Genomic DNA, 20,007 nt, shown 5'->3' with positions numbered 1-20,007 from the left:
AATTGGTCCAGCAGGAGAGGCATTTCATGTCACGAACGGCACTCATATCCGGCATCACCGGTCAGGACGGCAGTTACCTGTCGGAGTTCCTGCTCGACAAGGGATACACGGTGCACGGCATCAAACGGCGGTCGTCCTCTTTCAACACCGAGCGGATCGACCACGTGGACGTCCATCCGCGCAGCGGCGACGCCCGCCTCTTCCTCCACTACAGCGACCTCTCCGACCCGGCCTCGCTGACCGCGCTGATCCGGGACATCCGCCCCCACGAGATCTACAACCTGGGCGCGCAGAGCCACGTCCGGGTGTCCTTCGACATCCCCGGCTACACGGCGGACGTCACCGGGCTCGGGGCGCTGCGCATGATGGAGGCGGCCCGCTCCGCGGACGTCGGGTGCCGGTTCTACCAGGCGTCCTCGTCGGAGATGTTCGGCTCGACCCCGCCCCCGCAGCGCGAGGAGACCCCGTTCCACCCGCGCAGCCCGTACGCGTGCGCCAAGGTGTACGCCTACTGGTCGGCGGTGAACTACCGCGAGTCCTGGAACATGTTCTGCGCCAACGGCATCCTGTTCAACCACGAGAGCCCGCGCCGGGGCGAGAACTTCGTGACCCGCAAGATCACTCGCGCGGTGGCCAGGATCGAGGCTGGCATCCAGGACAAGCTCTACCTGGGCAACCTGGACGCCGTTCGGGACTGGGGTTACGCGCCGGAGTACGTCGAGGCGATGTGGCTCGCCCTCCAGCAGGACACCCCGGACGACTACGTGGTCGCCACCGGCGAGGGGCACACAGTGCGCGAGTTCGTCGAGGCCGCGTTCGACCGGGTCGGGTTGGACTGGCAGCGGTACGTGGAACTGGACCCCGCCTACTTCCGCCCGGCGGAGGTCGATGCCCTCATCGGCGACTACTCGAAGGCCCGACGCACCCTGGGATGGGCACCGAAGACGCTCTTCAGCGACCTCGTCCGGGTCATGGTCGACGCCGATCGACAACTCCTCGAGGACGAGCGGATGGGGCGACTGGTCCGGGTGGACCGGTGAGGGTAGCTGTCGACGCGGCACCCATCCGTCCCGGTCACGCCGCGGGGCTCGAAGCCTTCACCTACGGCCTGTTGACCGGCATGGCCGTCGACGACTCCTGCGACCTGCGGGTGAACGTGCTGCGGGGCACTCTGGCCCAGTGGCGGGAGCAGGTGCCCGACGCACGGATCGACTGGACCGAGGTGGCGCAGCCGCTCCGCTCCGACAACCCCACCGGCCAACTGCTGCGCCGGTGGACGCCGAGGGTGATGCGCAACTCCCGCACGGTTCGCACCGCCGTCAACGCCGTCCGGCAACGGTCGGTCGTGCGGCACGCCGACACCGACGTCACACTGTTCCCGTTCCACTCCGCTCCGATCGGGTCGGGCGCCTCGGTCGTCGTCCTGCACGACACACGCCACCTGGGGGGCGAGTTCCACGCCCCCGGCTTCGCGGCGGTGGTCCGGGAGAACGTGGCCCGCGCGGCGGCGATAGTGGTCACCTGGCCGCATCCGTACCGGGAAACCCTGCGCCTGTTCCCGGAGGCAGCGGAGCGGACAGTGCTCATCCCGACCCCGGCGTTCCAACCCGCACCGGAGCGCGCGCACGCGCAGCCCGAACCGGGGCTGCTGGTCTATCCGTCGTCCACGGCGGAGCACAAGAACCACGCGACCCTGCTGGAGGCGATGGCGCTGCTGCCCGACTGCCGCCTGATCTGCCCGGGGCCGCTGGTCGAGCCCGAGGCGAGCCGACTGCTCGCCCGCGCCGCGCAGCCCGACCTGCGCGGCCGGGTGTCCTTCCCCGGCTTCGTCAGCCTGGACGAGCTGAACGCCATCTACGCCCGAGCGGACGCGGTGGTCGTACCCTCGCTCTGGGAGGCGGCCAGCGGTGCGATGCTGGAGGCGTTCACCTGGGGTCTCCCGGTCGCCTGCGCCGACGTCGAGCCGCTGCTCGACCAGTTGACGTTCAACCGCGCCGAGGCGGCGGTCTTCCGAGCGCGGGATCCACGGTCTCTCGCCGACGCGGTGCGGCACCTGCTCGACGAGCGGGAGCGCTACGCCGCCGCCTCCAGGCGGGCGAACGACCGACTGGCCGGTCGCACCTGGGCGGCCACGGGCCGCGACTACCTGGACGTCCTGGGCTGGGCGGCGCGGGGCGGATCGGGCCAGGTGCCACGGTCCCCGTTCGTCGCCGAGGCCGCGACCGACGCCGCGGCCAGCGGAGGGGATGGAACATGAGCATCGCTGACGACACCTACCCGGTCGCCCGACCGAGCCTCTCCACATTGGAGGAGCGGTACGTGGTCGACGCGCTGCGCAGCGGGTGGATCTCCTCACAGGGCCCGTACCTGCGGGACTTCGAGGAACGTTTCGCCCGGCGCTGCGCCGCCGACGCCGCACTGACGACCAGCAACGGCACTGTCGCGCTGCACCTGGTCCTCGCGGCGGCCGGTATCGGGCCGGGAGACGAGGTGATCGTCCCCGCGCTGACCTACGTGGCGACAGCCAACGCCGTCGCCTACTGCGGCGCCCGCGCCGTCTGCGTGGACGTCCTGCCGGAAAGCTGGTGCGTCGACCCCGCCGGGGTACGCGCCGCGATCGGTCCCCGTACCCGGGCCGTCATCGCCGTCGACCTGTACGGGCACCCGGCCGACTACACCGCCCTGCGCGACCTCTGCGACCGGCACGGTCTGCTCCTGGTCGCCGACGCGGCGGAGTCGTTCGGCGCCACCCTCGACGGGCGACCCACCGGCTCACTCGCCGACGTCACGACGTTCTCGTTCTTCGGCAACAAGGTGCTCACCTCCGGCGAGGGCGGCTGCGTGACCACCTCCGACGCGGCCCTGGCCGATCGGATGCGCCTGCTGCGTAACCAGGGCATGGATCCGCAACGGCGGTACTACTTCCCGGTGCTGGGCTACAACTACCGGATGACGAACCTGTGCGCCGCCGTGCTCTGCGCCCAACTGGAACGGGCGGACGAGATCATCGCCCTGCGGGACCGGGTGATCGCCGGGTACGAGGAGCAGTTGGCCGACGAGCCGGCGCTGTCGGCGCAGCCGGTGGCCGCCGGAGTTCGCCGCGCGCCCTGGATGGCGGCCTTCCTCGTCGGGGCCGAGGGCGACGCGACGTCCCGGGACGCGCTGGCCCGCGCGCTCGCCCGGCTCGGCGTGGAGACCCGCCCGTTCTTCGTGCCGATCCCGGACCTACCCGCGCATCGTGATCCGGGCGCGGACTGCCCGGTGACCGAGGACCTGAGTCGGCGCGGCATCAACCTGCCCACGTACGCCGACCTGGCCGAACCGGCGGTCAAGGCCGTGGTGGAGCGCATCCGCGCCGCCCTGGCGACGATCGTCTGACCCGCCGCCGGGCCCGCGCCGACCCCGTCGGCGCGGGCCTGGCGGTCAGACCGGTTGGACCGCCGGTGGGCGGTCGGCCGCGCGGTCTCGCAGCAGCAGGAGATAGCTGCCGCCCCAGGCGACCGCGCTGACCAGGGCCAGCAGGACCAGTGCGGCGGCCGCGCCGGGCGCGCCGAACACGACCGCCCCGGCGACGACCGCCGGTACGCGGAGCCCGCCGAGCAGGATGCCGAGCACTATCGCCCGCCGGCTCGCCCGCTCGACCCGCAGCCCGGCGAAGCCGATCGTGGCCGGCACGGCGAGCAGGCTCTCCAACGCGAGCAGCACCAGCAGGCTCCGGGCGACCGTCCAGTTGGCGCCGAGCAGTTCCTTGCCGACCGCGCCCGGCAGCAGGGCGACAGCGACGGTCAACGGCAGGATCGCGGCGGCCACCAGCAGTGCCAGCCGGACGGCCGCCCGCGTCCGCACCGCGCGGGACTCGGCGCGGGTGCGGGCCAACTGCGGCAGGATCAGCGTGGCCGCCGTCGACAGCACCAGGTTGACCGGCCCCAGCAGCGTGCGCCCGGCGCTCAAAGCGCCGACCACCGCCGTGCCGGCGACCAGCGCCACAGCGGTCAGCGCCAGCTGCGCCGACCCGGTGGTCAGCAGGAACTGCGCACCGAACCCCGCCGCGACGCGGGTCTCGGCTCGGCCGACCCGCCAGCCGGGCACCAGCGCGTACCGGCGCCGGGCCGCGACGACCACACCGATCAGAGCGCCGCCGACGGCCCACAGCGCGAAGACGTACGGCGTGTCGATCACCCGGAGCAGGCCGGCCAGCGCGGCACACCCGGTGAGCGCCGCCCAGGCGATCTCCTGGGCCATCGCCGCCGAGGGAGCGCCGATGCCGACGGCGACCGCCTTGGTGTAGTCGTAGAGGACCAACCCGGGCAGGGCGACGCCCGCGAACAGCAGGTAGGACGAGCCGTACGCCGCGCCGGCCGCGCCGACCAGGGAGCCACCGACGAGGCCGAGCAGGATCGCCCGCCGGGCGGCCGACGCGACACCGGCCCCGGTGGCCAGCACCGTGTCGGTAACTGTGCTGCGCACCAACCCGGAGCCGACGATGTAGAACGAGAAGGCCAGGGCGAACTGACCCAGCCCGCCGACCGACTCCAGTCGGGTCACGGTGATCGCCAGCAGCAGGTTGCCGCCGCTGGAGAGCCCGCCGACGACCAGCGCGAGCAGAGCACGGCGACCGGTGCGCGGACCGGCTGGGGCGTTGGCCCGGCCGACGGCGTGCCGGCCTACCCGCACGGTCACCGGGGCGCGCCCGGGACCGTGGGCAACCGAGGAGTGTCCGGGTTTTTGCGGGCCCCGTGCAGGGAGCGGCGGCTGAGCCCCAGGAGGACGAAGACCGGCGTCGCCGCCACCACGTGTTGCAGGAAACCGATTGTGGAGTCCGGGTAGGTGTTGGACCAGAGCAGCGGGTCGAAGAGCACCAGGCAGAACAGGCTCAGCCGGATCGGGCCGGGCGGCCCCCGCCAGCGCAGCAGCACCGCCGCCAGCGCAGCCCAGAAGGCGTGCACGGCCACCACGCCGACCGCGCCGTCGAAGAACCAGATGTTGCCCAGCAGCAGGAAGGTGTAGGCCGATGTCGGCCCGCCGCCGATGTACTGGTTGATCCGCTGCCCGGTGGAGAGCACCGGGCGGTCCGGATCCAACACCCGGGGCACCAACCCGTACCGCAGGTAGTCGGTGACCCCGGGCTGGCCCAGGTCGACCGGGACGTCGAAGCCCGCCACCACGCTGAGCTGACTGTCCAGCCGCAGTCGGTCCGTGGCGGTGACCTTGGTGTCCACCGCGACGCCGCGATCCTCCCGGAGGGCGTTGCGATGCTCGAACACGGCCGGCCACGCGAGGAAGAGCACCACCGCGCAGACCACCAGGTAACGCAGTCGGAAGACGCCGCAGAGCGCTCCGGTGGCAGCCATGAAGAACACGAGCGCGACCAGCGGCGCGGTGAGAGCCGTCAGCACGGCGACGTAGATTTCCGCGCCGACGAGGACGGCCAGCCAGCCGTACAGCTTCGCCCGCGGCAGCCGACCGCCCAGGTGGCTGGCCAGCAGCAACGCGAAGCCCAGGGCCGTCCAGCCCGAGAAGAGCGTGCTCACCATGGCGAGCGGCCCGTCGGACAGGTCACCGGAGACCTGGTTGACGATGGTTCCCCGACCGAGGTGGGCTCCGAGCACGTTCGCGGTGACGCTGGTCAGCGTGACCACGACGGCGACCGGGTAGAGCCACGGATACCGGGCGTGGGCGCGTCGGAAGCCCTCTCGCCAGCGCGGGTCGGGGCGTCCGGACAACCTGCCGATCGTCTCGACGGCGACGCTGCCGAGCAACGCGAGCCCGACCAGGGAGACGATGAAACCGGTCTCCGGATTCCGATAGAAGACCGCCGTCGGCAGGATGAGCAGCGCGTACGGGGCGAGCACGACGACGGTCACCGGGTAGCAGCGGAGCACCCGACCGACGAGATCCCGCTGGGCACCCGACTCCCGATCTCCGGTTGGCGGAGCCGTCCGCGCCTCGGTCGCACCGGTCGCCCCGCCGGGGTCGAGGGCAGCCCCGGGCCAGGTCATCGCGCGCGCCCCCTTTGGCATGTGGTTGGTCGCTCCTGACCCCAACGAACCAACCGACCGGGCGAAACGCCCGTGCGTACGCGGTCGTTGCGCGTAGGCCCGTGCCAGACGCCCAAACTGTGATGAGCTGGGCACATGGATCGATTCCGGCTCGGGCTGGTGCTTCATCCCACCCGGGACGTGTCCCCGGTGGTGGGCACGATCGTGGCCTGGGCCGCCGAGCACCACGCCGCCCTGACGGTTCGCGAACAGGACCGGCACCGGGTGCCCGAGGCGGTCCGGGCGGTGCCGGAGGGGGAGTTGGCCTCCGGGTCGGACATGTTGATCGCCATCGGTGGTGACGGCACGATGCTGGGCGCGCTGCGGATGGCCGTCCGCGACCCGAAGCCGGTGCTCGGCGTACACCTGGGCAAGCTGGGGTTCCTCGTGGAGGTCGAACCGCCGGAGCTGCCGGCGGCGCTGGCCCGGCTGCTGACCGGGGAGTACACCCTCGAGGCGCACAGCTGCCTGGCCTGCACCGTCTGCGGCGACGACGTCGTCGCGTTCAACGACATCGCGCTGGTCCGCCATCCGGGGCAGGGCTTCGTCAGCGCCACCCTGGCGGTGGACGGGCAACAGTACGGCTACTACCGCTGTGACGCGGTGGTCGTGTGCACCCCGACCGGGTCGACGGCCTACAGCTACGCCGCCGGCGGACCGCTGATCTCTCCGGCGACGCGAGCCGTTGTGGTGACGCCGAGCGCTCCGATGGCCGGCATCTCCCGGTCGGTGGTGCTCTCGCCGGAGGAGACGGTGCGGTTGGATCTGCGCCCCGGGTCCGGGCCGGTCTCGGTGGAGGTCGACGGACGGGTGATCCGCAACCGGTCGACGACGGGCGCGGTGGAGGTGCACTACCGCCACGATGCCGGCCTGGTGGTCCGCCTCGATCCGCGCCGCCACCAGGAACGCAATCAGCTCAAGCTGGGGCTGCTGGATCTGCCCCTGTTGCCGGAGCAGCTTCGCGAGCTGCTTCCCGAGAGCCTGCGTCGCCAGCTCGGCCGCCGCGAAGAGCCTCACCGGTAACGGCACTCTCATCGGGATTCCCGACACTAAATCAGACAACCGGTCATAGAAATGTGAAAACCGGATTCGGCGGCGCATATTCCGCTAAGCAGTTAGGGGACGTACGTGGCCCCCTGACCTGCCCTGGGTCACCCCCGGCCACGGACAGGACAGGGAGTCGTAGATGCCGCCGGAGATACAACGGGTTGAGCCAACGACATCAACAGCCACCGGCCGGGCCAGGGTGAGTCGTCGTCGGACCGCCATCTTCCTCGCCGCCGACGCCCTCGGCTGGGTCGGCGGGTTCACCGTCGCGGGCTGGGCGAGGTACGAGCTAGCTCTCACCATCGATCAGGCGGTCAACGCGGTACTGCTCGGCGGCGGGGCCGCCGTGCTGCACGTCGGCGTCAGCGCACTGCGTCGCATTCGTTCCGGTCGTCAGCCCCTCGGCACCGTCGAGGAGGTTCGGGGGCTCGCCGGCACCACCGCCACCACGGCGGCGATCGTCCTCGTCGCCCTTCTCGCGCTGGGCGAACGTCCGGTGCCGGCCAGCACCCCGGTGATCGGTGCCGCGCTGGCGCTGCTGCTGATGCTCAGCTGCCGTCTCCTGCACCGCCACCGACGGGACCGTGCGATGCGACCGGACGCCCGCTCGGCGACCCCGGTGCTGCTCTTCGGTCTCGGCGAGGCCGGGCAGGGGCTGGTACGCGCGATGCTCAGCGACCCGAAGGGCCGCTACCTGCCCGTCGGCGCGCTCGACGACGACCCGGGCAAACACGACCTGCGCATCGCCGGCGTCCCGGTGCTGGGCGGCCGGCAGCACCTCGTCGACGTGATCCGCCGCACCGGCGCCACCACCGTGATCTTCGCGGTGGCCAACGCCGACGCCACGCTGATCCGCGAGGTGCGGGAGGCGACCCTGCGCACCGGCGCGGCGTTCAAGGTCCTGCCACCGGTCCGGGAGCTGGTGGATCACCGGATCACTGTCAGCGACGTGCGGGACGTCCAGATCAGTGACCTGCTCGGCCGACGCCAGGTGGTCGGCGACCTGACCCTGGACGACAACGGGCTCACCGGTCGGCGCGTTCTGGTCACCGGCGCCGGGGGCTCGATCGGCTCGGAGCTGTGCCGGCAGATCATGCGCGCCAACCCCGGTGAGCTGATGATGCTGGACCGGGACGAGTCGGCCCTGCACAGCCTTCAGATGTCGCTCACCGGGCGGGCGCTGTTGGACGGCCCGGAACTCATCCTCGCCGACCTGCGGGACGACGAGGGTATCCGCCGTATCATGCGGGAACGGCGCCCCGAGATCGTCTTCCACGCTGCCGCGCTGAAGCACCTGACCCTGCTGGAGCGGCACCCGGGCGAGGCGGTCAAGACCAACGTCTGGGGGACGCTCACAGTTCTGGACGCGTGCCGGGACGTCGCCCGTTTCGTCAACATCTCCACTGACAAGGCCGCCGACCCGATCAGCGTGCTCGGCTACTCGAAGCGCATCACCGAGATGCTGACCGCGCACGCGGCGGCGACCTACCCGGGCACCTTCCTGAGCGTCCGGTTCGGCAACGTCCTGAGCAGTCGGGGCTCGGTGGTGACCGCCTTCCAACGGCAGATCGAGGCGAAGCAGCCGCTGACCGTCACCGACCCCAACGTGACCCGGTACCTGATGACTGTGCAGGAGGCGGTGCACCTGGTCCTCCAGGCAGCCGCCATCGGCCGCGACGGGGAGGCGCTGGTGCTCGACATGGGCGAGCCGGTCCGGATCGACGACCTCGCCCGCCGCATGGTCGAGCAGGCGGCCAGCCCCGTCCCGATCGTCTACACCGGGCTGCGCCCCGGGGAGAAGCTGCACGAGGACCTGCTCGGTCAGGGCGAGGCCGACCACCGACCGCTGCACCCGCTGATCTCGCACGTGACCGTTCCGGTCCTGGACCCCCTAGAGGTCAGTGGACTGGACCCGTTCGACGAACCTGCCAAGGTCATCGATCAGCTCGCCCGGCTCTGCGGCAACCTGAACGGCTCGCTCCCCCAACGGCGTGGGGGCATACCGCTGGCCCGCTGACCTCGCTGACCCGCTGACCTCGCGGAAACGGGGCCGACGCCTTCCGGCGTCGGCCCCGCTGCGATGGAGAAGTCAGCCGAGAACCTGCGTGACGAGGTCCTGGGCCTCCTGCTGGAGACGGCGAAGGTGCTCCGGGCCCTGGAACGACTCGGCGTAGATCTTGTAGACGTCCTCGGTGCCGGACGGGCGGGCGGCGAACCAGCCGGACTCGGTGGTGACCTTGAGGCCGCCGATCGGTGCGCCGTTACCGGGGGCGGTGGTCAGCGTCGCGGTGATCGGCTCACCGGCGAGCTCGGTGGCGGTGACCTGCTCCGGGGAGAGCTTGCCGAGCACTGCCTTCTGCTCCCGGGTGGCCGGGGCGTCGATCCGGGCGTACGCGGGCGCGCCGAAACGCTCGGCCAACTCCGCCCAGTGCTCGCTCGGGCTGCGGCCGGTGGTGGCCTGGATCTCGGCGGCGAGCAGGCAGAGCAGCAGGCCGTCCTTGTCGGTGGTCCAGGTCGAGCCGTCACGCCGCAGGAACGACGCCCCGGCGCTCTCCTCGCCACCGAAGCCGACCGCGCCGTCCAGCAGGCCGGGCACGAACCACTTGAAGCCGACCGGCACCTCCAACAGCGGCCGGCCCAGGTCGGCGGCGACCCTGTCGATCATCGACGAGGAGACCAGGGTCTTGCCCACCGCGGCGGCCGGCCCCCACTCGGTGCGGGTGCGGAACAGGTGACGAATCGCCACCGCCAGGTAGTGGTTGGGGTTCATCAGCCCGGCGTCCGGGGTGACGATGCCGTGCCGGTCGGCGTCGGCGTCGTTGCCCGTGGAGATCTGGTAGTCGGCCCGGGCGGCGATCAGCGACGCCATCGCGTTCGGCGAGGAGCAGTCCATCCGGATTTTGCCGTCGCCGTCCAGGGTCATGAACCGCCAGGTCGGGTCGACAGTCGGGTTGACAACTGTCAGGTCAAGACGGTGCCGCTCGGCGATCTCACCCCAGTACGCCACGCTCGCCCCGCCCAGCGGGTCCGCGCCGATCCGGATGCCCGCGTCGCGGATGGCGTCGATGTCGATCGCCGCCGGCAGGTCGTCGACGTAGTTGGCGAGGAAGTCGTACTCCCCGGTGGTGTCGGCGGCCCGCGCCCGCGCGTAGGTGATCCGGCGGACCTCCTTGAGCCCGGCGGCGAGGATGCTGTTGGCCCGGTCCTGGATCCACCGGGTCACGTCGGTGTCGGCCGGCCCGCCGTTCGTCGGGTTGTACTTGAAACCGCCGTCGTCGGGCGGGTTGTGCGACGGGGTGATGACGATGCCGTCGGCGAGCCCGCTGGTCCGCCCGCGGTTGTGCGTGAGGATCGCGTGCGACAGCGCCGGGGTCGGGGTGTAGCCGTCACGGCTGTCCACCAGCACCGTGACACCGTTGGCGGCGAGCACCTCGAGGGCGTCCACAGCGGCCGGCGCGGAGAGCGCGTGGGTGTCCCGGGCGAGGAAGAGCGGCCCGTCCAGCCCCTGCTCGCGCCGGTAGTCGCAGAGCGCCTGGGTGACCGCCAGGATGTGGTCGGAGTTGAACGCGTTGCGCAGGCTGGAGCCGCGGTGGCCGGAGGTGCCGAAGGAGACCTGCTGGGCCGGGTCCGCGGGGTCCGGATGCTCGGCGTAGTAGGCGGTCACCAGGCGCGGCACGTCGACCAGGTCGGCAGGCTCGGCGGGCTGGCCGGCACGGGGGTGGGTCACTGCGGGATCCTCCTCGGGGAGTGCCTGTCGGTCACGGCACGACCTTCTGGCCCTTGCCGATCACCACGATGCCGTTGTCGGAGACGGTGTAGCGCTGCCGGTCCTTCTCCAGGTCGACGCCGATCTCGACGCCCTCCGGGACGAACACGTTCTTGTCCAGGATGGCCCGCCGGACCACAGCGTGCCGGCCGATCTCCACACCCTCCATCAGCACCGAGCCCTCGACGTGCGCCCAGGAGTGCACCCGCACCTTCGGCGACACGATCGAGTTCTCCACCAGCGAGCCGGAGATCACCACACCCGGGGAGACCATCGAGCCGACCGCCCGGCCGACCCGCTCACCCCACTGGTGCACGAACTTCGCCGGCGGCCACGGCGGCTGCTCGGTGTAGATCGGCCAGTCGAAGTTGTACATGTTGAAGACGGGGTGCACGTTGATCAGATCCATGTGCGCGTCATAGAACGAGTCGAGCGTTCCCACGTCCCGCCAGTAGCCGCGATCACGGTCGGTGCTGCCCGGCACCTCGTTGTCGCGGAAGTCGTAGACGTTGGCATCGCCGCGCTCGACGAGCATCGGGATGATGCTGCCGCCCATGTCGTGCTTGCTGGACTTGTCTTCGGCGTCGCGCTCGACAGCCTCGCAGAGCGCCCGGGTGGTGAAGACGTAGTTGCCCATCGAGGCGTAGATCTCGTCCGGCGCGTCCGGCAGGCCGACCGCGTCGGTGGGCTTCTCGCGGAACGCCCGGATCCGCTTGCCGTCCTCGCCGACCTCGATGACGCCGAACTGGTCGGCCATCGACAGCGGCTGGCGGATGCCGGCGACGGTCACCGCCGCGCCGGAGGCGATGTGGTCCTCCACCATCTGCCGCGGGTCCATCCGGTAGATGTGGTCGGCGCCGAAGACGATCACGTAGTCGGGCTGCTCGTCGTTGATCAGGTTGAAGCTCTGGTAGATGGCGTCGGCCGAGCCGGCGAACCACCACGGGCCACGACGCTGCTGCGCGGGCACCGGGGTGACGTAGTTGCCGAGCAGCGTGGACATCCGCCAGGTCTTGGTGATGTGTCGGTCGAGGGAGTGGGACTTGTACTGGGTCAGCACGACGATCTTGAGATAGCCGGCGTTGGCCAGGTTGGAGAGGACGAAGTCGACCATGCGGTACATCCCGCCGAACGGGACGGCCGGCTTGGCCCGATCCGTGGTGAGTGGCATCAGGCGCTTGCCCTCCCCACCCGCCAGGACGATCGCGAGCACCTTGGCAGCCATGCCCCGACGCTATCCACCCGCGTCCCACTTCACCACTCGTACGGGGAGTCTTCTGCACTAGGGTGCGCACATGACCGACTCCTCCCCGGCCACCGGATCCCTGCGCGTCGATCTGCTCAGCCGTGAGTACCCACCGGAGGTCTACGGCGGCGCGGGCGTGCACGTCGAGTACCTGGCTCGGGAGTTGCGCCGCCTCGCCGACGTGCGGGTGCACTGCTTCGGCCTGCCGCGCACCGAGCCGGGCGTCACCGCGTACCCGGAACCGCCCGGCCTGACCGGCGCGAACGCCGCGCTGCGCACGATGGGCGTGGATCTGGAGATGGCCGCCGGCGCGGCCGGCACCGACGTGGTGCACAGCCACACCTGGTACGCGAACCTGGCCGGCCACACCGCGAAGCTGCTGCACGGGGTGCCGCACGTGGTGACCGCGCACAGCCTGGAGCCGCTGCGGCCGTGGAAGGCCGAGCAGCTCGGCGGCGGTTACGCGCTCTCCTCCTGGATCGAGCGCACCGCGATGGAGGCCGCCGACGCGGTGATCGCGGTCAGCGGCGGGATGCGCAACGACGTGCTCACCGCGTACCCGCAGATCGACCCCGACCGGGTCCGGGTGGTCTACAACGGCATCGACACCGTTCAGTACGCCCCGGATCAGGGCACCGACGTGCTCGACCGGCTCGGCGTCGACCCGTCCCGCCCCAGCGTGGTCTACGTGGGCAGGATCACCCGGCAGAAAGGGCTGCCGTACCTGCTGCGGGCCGCCCGGGAGCTGCCGGCGGACACCCAACTCGTCCTGCTCGCCGGCGCTCCGGACACCGCCGAGATCGCCGCCGAGGTGGAGGGGCTGGTCGCCGAACTGCGCGCCAACCGCTCCGGCGTGGTCTGGGTGGCCGAGATGCTGCCCAAGCCCGAGGTGATCCAGGTGCTCACGCACGCCACGGTCTTCGCCTGCCCGTCGATCTACGAGCCGATGGGCATCGTCAACCTGGAGGCGATGGCCTGCGAGACGGCAGTGGTGGCGACAGCGACCGGCGGCATTCCCGAAGTCGTGGCCGACGGCGAGACGGGCCTGCTGGTGCCGATCGAGCAGGTCACCGACGGCTCGGGCACCCCACTGGACCCGGACCGCTTCGTGGCCGACCTGGCTGCCGCCATCAACACGCTGCTCGCCGACCCGGCGCGCACCGAACGGTTCGGCCTGGCCGGCCGGCGGCGCGCGGTGCAGCACTTCTCCTGGGACGCCATCGCCCGGCAGACACTGGAGGTCTACCGCTCCGTCGGCGCGGCCTGAGGCAGACGGACGTCAGATCGCCGTCCCCGGCGGCGACTTGAGCAACGACGTCGCCTCGGCGCACTGACCACCACGCCCGTTCCGTAGCGCGCTCGCGGCGATGCGGATGAGGTCGATGTTGACCCCCGCGGCGCCACTCGGGTCATGCACCTTCAGCTTCACGTCGAGGCTCACCGATGTCTCACCCCAACCCTGCGCCTCAAGGTTGAGGTGCGCCACCTTCTGTGACGCGAGATGCGGCAGGTACCCGAGCGGTGCCACAGCGACGCTGTCAGCGCCGGACAGGGCGTTGAGCTTGGACTGCTTCTTGGTGTTGGGGTTCTCGACCAGGTTGCGGAAGTCCTCGGTGCCGCCCAGGTTGACCTGGTAGGAGCTGACCAGGGTCAGGCCCCGCTCCTTGAGGAGTCGCAGCAGCGCGTTGTGCAGCACCGAGGTGCCGAACTGGCTGGCCAGGTCGTCGCCGATCAGCGGCAGGCCGGCTACCTCGAACCTGTCCAGCAGGTGCGGATCGCGGGCGACCGGGTCGGCTGTGGTGTTGATGAAGGCGACGCCCGCCGTGTGGGCTGCCTCGGCGTACGCCCGGGCGGTCTCCGGCCGGCCACTCGGCGCCGAGTAGAGCAGCACCTCTGCCCCGGCCAGCGCCGCTGCCACCCGCTGCACCTCGCTCGCGTCGACCAGGCCCTTCGTGACCGGCACACCCGCTCTGGGCAGGTCGCAGTCCAGCCGAGGGAAGTTGTTGGGCACCAGGAAGATCGCTTCGGTCAGGTCCCGACCGATCTTCTCCGCCGAGGTGGCGAAGGCCGCCACGATGTCGACGTCCCCCACCCCGAGCCCGTCGATCATCGGCCTGCGGATTCCGACCAGGCTGCTGCTCTGGCGGTAGAGAGCAAGCCCTTGCACCAGTGCCGAGGTGTTGTTACCGACGCCGACAACCGCGACTTTCACCCGTTCGATCATGGCCGGAGGCTACGTCACCTCCGGTTCGGCGGTCCGCCCCGAACGGGTCCGCCATCAGGACCGGAGGACCTCTCGCCCTACCTAGATCTACTCGGGTTTCCGGAAACCGCCGCATCCTGAGCGCGCCGACACCGCGCTTTCCTTGAACCGGTGTGGATCTTGACGGCTTGGCCGCGCGCGAACGGATCTCGCGCAGTAGGTTGGCGGGGTGACTGGACGGTTCCCGATCGAAGACGTCTCCCCCGTCGTCTCGTGCGGGCGATACCCGGCCAAGGCGGTGGTCGACGAGCCCATTCCGGTGTCGGCCCGCGCCTACCGGGAGGGGCACGACGCGCTGGGCTGCAACGTGGTGTGGGCCGGTCCGGACGGCGCGAGCCGGCCGTTCACCCGGATGCGCCCCGGCGAGCCCGGCCAGGACCGCTGGCACGCCACCATCGCACCGGACGCCGTCGGCCCGTGGACCTTCTCCGTGGAGGCGTTCCAGGACCCGTACCTGACCTGGCAGAACGCGGTGACCAAGAAGATCGCCGCCGGGCAGGGGCCGGAGGACCTGGCCAACGACCTGGCCGAGGGCGCGCGGGTGCTCGCCGCCGCCCAGGATCTCGTGCCGACCGCCGACCGGCCCCGGGTCGCCGACGCGCTCACCGCGCTGGTCGACACCGACCTGCCGCTGGCGCAGCGGGTCGACAGGGCGCTGGCCCTGGCCGACCTGCTCTGGGATCACCCGGTACGGGAGCTGGTCACCGCCGGTGACACGTACTCGATCTGGGTCGACCGCAAGCGGGCGCTCTACTCGGCCTGGTACGAGTTCTTTCCCCGCTCCGAAGGCGCGGCGGGTGGCCGGTCCGGCACCTTCGCGACCGCCACCGAGCGGCTGCCGGGGGTGGCCGCAATGGGCTTCGACGTGCTCTACCTGCCGCCGATCCACCCGATCGGCCGGGTCAACCGCAAGGGCCCGAACAACGCGCTCACCGCCGGGCCGACCGACGTGGGCTCGCCGTGGGCGATCGGCGCCGCCGAGGGCGGCCACGACACGATCCACCCCGACCTGGGTACGCCGGCAGACTTCCGGGCCTTCATCCAGGCGGCGGCGGCACAGGGCCTGGAAGTGGCGATGGACCTGGCGTTGCAGTGCGCGCCGGACCACCCCTGGGTCACCGAACACCCGGAGTGGTTCACCACCCGGGCCGACGGCAGCATCGCGTACGCGGAGAACCCGCCGAAGAAGTACCAGGACATCTATCCGGTCAACTTCGACAACGACCCGGAGGGCATCCGGGCCGAGGTGCTGCGGGTGGTGCTGCACTGGGTCGGCGAGGGCATCCGGATCTTCCGGGTGGACAACCCGCACACCAAGCCGTTCGACTTCTGGCACTGGCTGATCGCCGAGGTGAAGGCGGTCGACCCGGACGTGCTGTTCCTGGCCGAGGCGTTCACCAGGCCGGCCATCATGCACGGCCTCGGCAAGATCGGTTTCACGCAGTCGTACACCTATTTCACCTGGCGCACGACGGCGGCCGAGATGCGGGCGTACTGCGAGGAGCTGATCGAGGCGGCCGACTACATGCGGCCGAACTTCTGGCCGAACACCCCGGACATCCTGCACGAGTCGTTGCAGCACGGCGGCCCGCCGATGTTCAAGATCCGGGCGGTGCTGGCCGCGCTGCTCTCCCCCTCCTGGGGTCTGTACGCGGGTTACGAGCTGTTCGAGCACGTGGCCCGACCGGGCGCCGAGGAGTTGCTGGACAACGAGAAGTACCAGTTGCGGCCGAGGGACTGGGCCGGCGCCGAGGCGCAGGGCCGCTCGCTGGCGCCGTTCCTGGCCACCCTCAACCGGGTACGCCACGACAACCCGGCCCTGCACCAGCTCCGTAACCTGCGCTTCCACGAGATCGACAACCCGGCGCTGCTCTGCTGGTCGAAGCACGACCCGGAGACCGGCAACACGGTCATCGTGATCTGCTCGTTCGACTCGCGCGAGGTGCAGTGGGGCAACACCACCTTCGACATGCCGGCGCTCGGCTTCGACTGGCACGAACGGTTCACTGTGCACGACGAGCTGACCGGCACCAGCTACGACTGGGGTCAGCGCAACGCGGTGCGGCTCGACCCGTACCTGCAACCCGCGCACGTGTTGACGGTGCGTCGCCCCACCCCGCCGACCGAGCCGCAGCCGGCGGGCGCAGAGCCGGCCGACCTCACCGTCGCCGAGGTGCCGGACGACCTGTCCGGCGGCACCGCGCCGACGACCCCGGCCACCACCACGACACCGGCCACCACGACACCGGCCACGACGACCCCGGCGACCACGACACCGGCCACGACGACCCCGGCGACCACGACCCCGGCCGCCACGACACCGGCCACGACGACCCCGGCCACTGTGGCGTCCCGGCTGTCCGCCGCCCGTTCGGCCGCCGCCCGCTCGTCCCGTTCCGCGCCGACCGCTCCCGCCCCGAAGGACGACCGATGGACCAGCTGATCTCCGGCGCGACGCACGACCCGCACGCGCTGCTCGGCGCGCACCCCGCGGACGGCTCGACGACGATCCGCACGATGCGCCGGGGCGCCGGCGACGTCGCGCTGCTCGTCGGCGACGAGCGGCACCCGATGAAGCGGGTGCACGACGTGGGCGTCTTCGAGGCGCAGGTCGACGGCACAGTGCTCGACTACCGGGTGGAGGTCGACGGGACCGCCCACGACGACCCGTACCGCTACCCGCCGACCCTCGGTGAGCTGGACCTGCACCTGATCCGCGAGGGCCGGCACGAGCGGCTGTGGGAGGCGCTCGGCGCCCGCGTCTTCGACGAGGGCGTGGCGTTCAGCGTCTGGGCACCCAACGCCCGTGGGGTGCGGGTGATCGGCGACTTCACCGGCTGGGGCCCCGACGACGGCTGGTCGATGCGGTCGCTCGGCTCCAGCGGGGTGTGGGAGCTGTTCGTCCCCAACGCCCGGGTCGGGGCCCGCTACAAGTACCGGGTGCTGGGCGCCGACGGGCAGTGGCGGGACAAGGCCGACCCCCTCGCCGCGTACGCCGAGGTGCCACCGGCCACCGCCTCGGTGGTGCACCACTCGACGTACCTGTGGAACGACGCGGACTGGCTGGCCCGGCGGGCCGAGCGGCAGCCGCACCAGGAACCGATGAGCGTCTACGAGGTGCACCTCGGCTCGTGGCGACCCGGCCTGGGCTACCGCGAGCTGGCCGAGCAACTCACCGCGTACGTCACCGAGCTGGGCTTCACGCACGTGGAGTTCCTGCCGGTGATGGAACACCCGTTCGGCGGCTCCTGGGGCTACCAGGTGACCGGCTACTACGCGCCGACCTCCCGGTTCGGCGACCCGGACGAGTTCCGCCACCTCGTCGACCAGCTGCACGCCGCCGGCATCGGCGTCCTCCTGGACTGGGTGCCCGCGCACTTCCCGAAGGACGAGTGGGCCCTCGCGCGGTTCGACGGCACCCCGCTCTACGAGCACCCCGACCCGCGACGCGGCGAGCACCCCGACTGGGGCACGTACGTCTTCGACTTCGGCCGCAACGAGGTCCGCAACTTCCTGGTCGCCAATGCGCTCTACTGGTGCGACCAGTTCCACGTCGACGGGCTGCGGGTCGACGCGGTCGCCTCGATGCTCTACCTGGACTACTCCCGCAACCACGGCGAGTGGGCCCCGAACAAGTACGGCGGCCGGGAGAACCTGGAGGCCATCGCGCTCATGCAGGAGGTGAACGCGACCGTCTACAAGCACCACGCCGGCGTCGTCATGATCGCCGAGGAGTCCACCGCCTGGCCCGGGGTCACCCGCCCCACCGCCGACGGCGGGCTGGGCTTCGGGTTCAAGTGGAACATGGGCTGGATGCACGACACCCTGCTCTACACCTCGAAGGACCCGATCTACCGCCAGCACCACCACCACCAGCTCACCTTCTCCCTGGCGTACGCCTGGAGCGAGAACTACGTGCTGCCGATCAGCCACGACGAGGTGGTGCACGGCAAGGGCTCACTGGCCGGCAAGATGCCCGGCGACACCTGGCAGCGGCTGGCGAACGTGCGGGCGCTGCTGGCGTACATGTGGGCCCACCCCGGCAAGCAACTGCTCTTCATGGGCTCCGAGCTGGCCGACGACCGGGAGTGGAGCGAGGAGCGCGGCCTCGACTGGTACCTGCTGCACGACCCGGCCCGCGCCGGCGTGCAACGACTCGTCGCCGACCTCAACCGGGTCTACCGGGACACCCCGGCGCTCTGGGCTCAGGACACCGAGCCGGCCGGGTTCCGCTGGATCGCCGGCGACGACGTCGCCAACAACACCGTGTCGTTCGTCCGGATCGCCCCGGACGGCTCGACGCTGGTGTGCGTGGCGAACTTCTCCGCCCAGCCGCTGCACGACTACCGGATCGGCCTACCGGCCGGCGGCGCATGGACCGAGGTGCTCAACACCGACGCCCACCACTACGGCGGGTCGGGGGTGGGCAACCTGGGCGAGGTGCGTGCCGAGGACGTGCCGTGGCACGGGATGGTCGCCTCGGCGGCCCTTCAGGTGCCGCCGCTGGGTGCGGTCTGGCTGCGGCAGGGCTGAGGCGGCGCGGTCACGCCGGCCGACGTCCACGAGGATTCGCCGGTCAGTTGAGGAACGCGGAGATGTCGGCGGCTATCTCGTTCGGGTATTCGCCGTTGAGGGCGTGCGAAGCATCCGGGTAGGTCTTCACGGTGCCGTGGGTCAGGGACCGCTCCGCCAGCTTCGCGGCCTCGCCAGCGTCGTGCAGCCGGGACTTTCCCGCCATCAGCACGAGCACCGGGACGTCCACCGCCGCGAGCTGGTCCTCGGACGGCCGGGTCGGGGCGGACAGCTTCATCACGTACGCCTGCATGCCGGCCTCGATCATCCGGGCGACCGGTACGTCCTGCACCGGGGCGCCGTTCGCCGTCCAACTGGTGAAGCTGTCCCGCCAGGATCGGGGCGCCCAGCGGACGCTGACCGGGATGGACCGCAGCACCACCTCCGCTGACAGACCAGCGAAGACCAGGACCGGATCGAGCAGCACGACGCTCCCCACCTTCTGCGGCCGGTGCACCGCGAGGTTCATCGCCGTCCAACCGCCGAACGACACGCCGACCAGGTGGATGGTCGGCTCGGGCAGCGCCAGCAGGACCTCGTGCAACCACTGCGCGTGCGCGGTCGCGTCCTTGATGGGGCGCTGCTGGATGCTCATGCCCGGCTCACCGAGCAGGTCGACGGTGTAGACGTCGCGCGACAGCAGCAGCGACGGCAGGTTGTCCGCCCAGACCGGTGACGCGGACGCCCGGCCGGGCAGGAGCAGCAGGGGCGCGGCTGCCGGCTCGGTGCCGCCGCTGAAGTGGTAGACCCGGACGACGCCGTGTCCGGTCCGGACGTCGAGCGTGCGGTCGGGGGCCGGCAACTGCTCCATCGCCTCCCGGTACGCACCGACGAAACGATCGTGGGACTCCGCCGACGTGAAGTAGCCGACTGGTGCGGGGTCGCGCAGCGCGTACGCGATCGCCACCGTGATCACCACGAGCACAGCGGCGGCCCGGATCAGGAGGTGTCGATGCGCTCGCAGGAATCCGCCCATCCTCCGCACGACCTTCATCACCATGAGGTCAGATTACTAACCGCATGGTAGAAAATACAACCGTCAGGTCAGGAAGTGGCGGGCGAAGGGGCCGGTACG

Annotated in this window: 14 protein-coding genes; 8 read left to right on the top strand and 6 right to left on the bottom strand. The window is 71.1% G+C overall.

Annotated features, from left to right (window positions below):
* The first annotated feature begins 26 nt into the window (after nt 1-26).
* Genes gmd through NIE79_RS03460 form a run of 3 tightly spaced genes read left to right on the top strand, consistent with a single transcriptional unit; the run spans nt 27 to nt 3,378 of the window.
* Nucleotides 27-1,040, top strand: a complete 1,014-nt coding sequence (gene gmd, locus NIE79_RS03470; RefSeq protein ID WP_238677155.1) for a GDP-mannose 4,6-dehydratase — start codon at nt 27-29, stop codon at nt 1,038-1,040.
* Nucleotides 1,037-2,257, top strand: a complete 1,221-nt coding sequence (locus NIE79_RS03465) for a glycosyltransferase (protein WP_238677154.1) — start codon at nt 1,037-1,039, stop codon at nt 2,255-2,257. Before gmd ends, NIE79_RS03465 begins: the two co-directional genes overlap by 4 nt.
* A complete protein-coding gene (locus NIE79_RS03460; protein WP_238677153.1) occupies nt 2,254-3,378 on the top strand; it encodes a DegT/DnrJ/EryC1/StrS family aminotransferase in 1,125 nt (374 codons plus the stop codon). Before NIE79_RS03465 ends, NIE79_RS03460 begins: the two co-directional genes overlap by 4 nt.
* A gap of 45 nt (nt 3,379-3,423) precedes the next feature.
* On the opposite strand, the gene NIE79_RS03455 is transcribed toward NIE79_RS03460, so the two are convergent.
* Together NIE79_RS03455 and NIE79_RS03450 are read right to left on the bottom strand one after the other, a co-directional pair.
* Entirely contained in the window at nt 3,424-4,680 is a 1,257-nt protein-coding gene (locus NIE79_RS03455; RefSeq protein WP_238677152.1) for an MATE family efflux transporter, read from the bottom strand.
* Nucleotides 4,677-5,999, bottom strand: coding sequence for a hypothetical protein (locus NIE79_RS03450; protein ID WP_238677151.1), 1,323 nt, complete (start codon nt 5,997-5,999; stop codon nt 4,677-4,679). Before NIE79_RS03450 ends, NIE79_RS03455 begins: the two co-directional genes overlap by 4 nt.
* Before the next feature lie 135 nt (nt 6,000-6,134).
* On the opposite strand from NIE79_RS03450, the gene NIE79_RS03445 reads away from it, so the two are divergent.
* The gene (locus NIE79_RS03445) at nt 6,135-7,061 is read left to right on the top strand and encodes an NAD(+)/NADH kinase (RefSeq protein WP_238677150.1); all 927 of its coding nucleotides are present in this window, start codon (nt 6,135-6,137) and stop codon (nt 7,059-7,061) included.
* Between the two features lie 163 nt (nt 7,062-7,224).
* On the top strand, nt 7,225-9,102 hold the full coding sequence (locus NIE79_RS03440) for a nucleoside-diphosphate sugar epimerase/dehydratase (protein WP_238677149.1): 1,878 nt from the start codon (nt 7,225-7,227) through the stop codon (nt 9,100-9,102).
* A 72-nt stretch (nt 9,103-9,174) separates the two neighbouring features.
* Here the strand turns inward: NIE79_RS03440 and pgm are convergent, their stop codons facing one another.
* Together pgm and glgC are read right to left on the bottom strand one after the other, a co-directional pair.
* Nucleotides 9,175-10,812, bottom strand: coding sequence for a phosphoglucomutase (alpha-D-glucose-1,6-bisphosphate-dependent) (gene pgm / locus NIE79_RS03435; RefSeq protein ID WP_238677148.1), 1,638 nt, complete (start codon nt 10,810-10,812; stop codon nt 9,175-9,177).
* A gap of 31 nt (nt 10,813-10,843) precedes the next feature.
* Nucleotides 10,844-12,076, bottom strand: a complete 1,233-nt coding sequence (glgC, locus tag NIE79_RS03430; RefSeq protein WP_238677147.1) for a glucose-1-phosphate adenylyltransferase — start codon at nt 12,074-12,076, stop codon at nt 10,844-10,846.
* Between the two features lie 70 nt (nt 12,077-12,146).
* On the opposite strand from glgC, the gene glgA reads away from it, so the two are divergent.
* Entirely contained in the window at nt 12,147-13,364 is a 1,218-nt protein-coding gene (gene glgA / locus NIE79_RS03425) for a glycogen synthase (protein WP_274523523.1), read from the top strand.
* Nucleotides 13,365-13,376: 12 nt separating this feature from the next.
* Here the strand turns inward: glgA and NIE79_RS03420 are convergent, their stop codons facing one another.
* The gene (locus NIE79_RS03420) at nt 13,377-14,321 is read right to left on the bottom strand and encodes an inositol-3-phosphate synthase (protein WP_238677146.1); all 945 of its coding nucleotides are present in this window, start codon (nt 14,319-14,321) and stop codon (nt 13,377-13,379) included.
* A 208-nt stretch (nt 14,322-14,529) separates the two neighbouring features.
* On the opposite strand from NIE79_RS03420, the gene NIE79_RS03415 reads away from it, so the two are divergent.
* The gene (locus tag NIE79_RS03415) at nt 14,530-16,803 is read left to right on the top strand and encodes an alpha-1,4-glucan--maltose-1-phosphate maltosyltransferase (protein WP_238677145.1); all 2,274 of its coding nucleotides are present in this window, start codon (nt 14,530-14,532) and stop codon (nt 16,801-16,803) included.
* Nucleotides 16,791-18,893, top strand: a complete 2,103-nt coding sequence (gene glgB / locus NIE79_RS03410; RefSeq protein WP_238677144.1) for a 1,4-alpha-glucan branching protein GlgB — start codon at nt 16,791-16,793, stop codon at nt 18,891-18,893. Before NIE79_RS03415 ends, glgB begins: the two co-directional genes overlap by 13 nt.
* Nucleotides 18,894-18,936: 43 nt before the next feature.
* Here the strand turns inward: glgB and NIE79_RS03405 are convergent, their stop codons facing one another.
* Nucleotides 18,937-19,932 carry an alpha/beta fold hydrolase gene (locus NIE79_RS03405; protein ID WP_238677143.1) on the bottom strand — a complete coding sequence of 332 codons (996 nt, stop codon included), beginning with the start codon at nt 19,930-19,932 and terminating at the stop codon, nt 18,937-18,939.
* Nucleotides 19,933-20,007: the final 75 nt, after the last annotated feature.

The sequence above is a fragment of the Micromonospora trifolii genome, from assembly GCF_022229005.1.
GTDB lineage: Bacteria > Actinomycetota > Actinomycetes > Mycobacteriales > Micromonosporaceae > Micromonospora > Micromonospora trifolii.
The sequence above is the reverse complement of the archived record's forward strand: the minus strand, read 5'-3'. Positions and strand labels throughout refer to the sequence as shown.

Bases quoted from the DNA above. Each gene is read 5' to 3' on its own strand.
- glgC (WP_238677147.1), bottom strand. From the start codon at position 12,076: ATGGCTGCCAAGGTGCTCGCGATCGTCCTGGCGGGTGGGGAGGGCAAG.
- gmd (WP_238677155.1), top strand. From the start codon at position 27: ATGTCACGAACGGCACTCATATCCGGCATCACCGGTCAGGACGGCAGT.
- NIE79_RS03420 (WP_238677146.1), bottom strand. From the start codon at position 14,321: ATGATCGAACGGGTGAAAGTCGCGGTTGTCGGCGTCGGTAACAACACC.
- NIE79_RS03440 (WP_238677149.1), top strand. From the start codon at position 7,225: ATGCCGCCGGAGATACAACGGGTTGAGCCAACGACATCAACAGCCACC.
- NIE79_RS03450 (WP_238677151.1), bottom strand. From the start codon at position 5,999: ATGACCTGGCCCGGGGCTGCCCTCGACCCCGGCGGGGCGACCGGTGCG.
- NIE79_RS03445 (WP_238677150.1), top strand. From the start codon at position 6,135: ATGGATCGATTCCGGCTCGGGCTGGTGCTTCATCCCACCCGGGACGTG.
- NIE79_RS03405 (WP_238677143.1), bottom strand. From the start codon at position 19,932: ATGGTGATGAAGGTCGTGCGGAGGATGGGCGGATTCCTGCGAGCGCAT.
- NIE79_RS03460 (WP_238677153.1), top strand. From the start codon at position 2,254: ATGAGCATCGCTGACGACACCTACCCGGTCGCCCGACCGAGCCTCTCC.
- glgB (WP_238677144.1), top strand. From the start codon at position 16,791: ATGGACCAGCTGATCTCCGGCGCGACGCACGACCCGCACGCGCTGCTC.
- glgA (WP_274523523.1), top strand. From the start codon at position 12,147: ATGACCGACTCCTCCCCGGCCACCGGATCCCTGCGCGTCGATCTGCTC.